The organism is Variovorax sp. P4_D9 (assembly GCF_056401695.1).
Genome location: NZ_JBFUIU010001648.1, coordinates 1 through 772, shown reverse-complemented (window position 1 = coordinate 772; position 772 = coordinate 1). Strand labels below are relative to the sequence as shown.

Below are 772 nucleotides of genomic sequence, written 5' to 3'. Positions count from 1 at the left end.
ATGCTGGGGTTCAAGGTCTTCGACCGTGCTGCGGTGACGATCGCCGGCGTCGAGCTGCTGCACCGAGTTCGCAAGGGTCAGTTCAATCTCGGTCGGCTGCATGTTCGGGGCCAAGCTGCGCCCGCGATCTGGAATGCCGTGCTTTCGGCATAACCTGCGCGGCCCTCTGGAGACGTCGCTCGGCTACCCCCAAACTTTGCACCAGAGCCTGATCGGCGTGGACAGTCATGGCGAAGCTCCTGAAAAAGGGAAATCGAGGTTTCCGCTCACCTCAATGCGACATCAACACGGGCAGCGTCATGGATTGAAGCAGCGACCGGGTGGCGCCGCCGAGCACCCATTCGCGCGCGCGGCTGTGGCCGTAGCAACCCATCACGAGCAGGTCGACGCTCATGTCGGCGGCTGCCGAGAGAAGCTTCTCTCCGACTTCGCCCTCTTCCGGGCCGCCGGATTGCACCGCGACCTCCACGCCCTGCGCCTTGAGATAGGCACGCAGGCTGTGCACGGAAGCGTCGGCGTCCTCGCCGTAGCTGATCGCCTGCACGGACCGGGCGCCAACGAGCCAGGGCAAAGCGGCGGACACGGCGCGCGCGGCCTCGGGCGTCTCCTTCCAGCCGATCAGGACGCGACCGCCGATCGTGCCGACCGGCCCCGCATACGGCACCACCAGCGCAGGCCGGCCGCTCTCGACCAGCACGCTGGACACGAAATCCGAAGGCAGCTCTCCCGCGTTGGGATCATCCGGGTCGGGCTGGCCGAGGATCAGCAGGTC

The 772-nt window shown here is 66.7% G+C and carries 1 protein-coding gene and 1 pseudogene; one reads left to right on the top strand and one right to left on the bottom strand.

The features are described from left to right. A pseudogene (locus AC1DY5_RS57520) lies at positions 1–153 on the top strand (IS6 family transposase); the annotation flags it as partial. 118 nt (positions 154–271) lie between these two features. Here AC1DY5_RS57520 and AC1DY5_RS57515 read toward each other — a convergent pair. Beyond that, on the bottom strand, positions 272–772 hold a 501-nt coding region (locus AC1DY5_RS57515; RefSeq protein WP_478123021.1), incomplete at its 5' end, for a universal stress protein.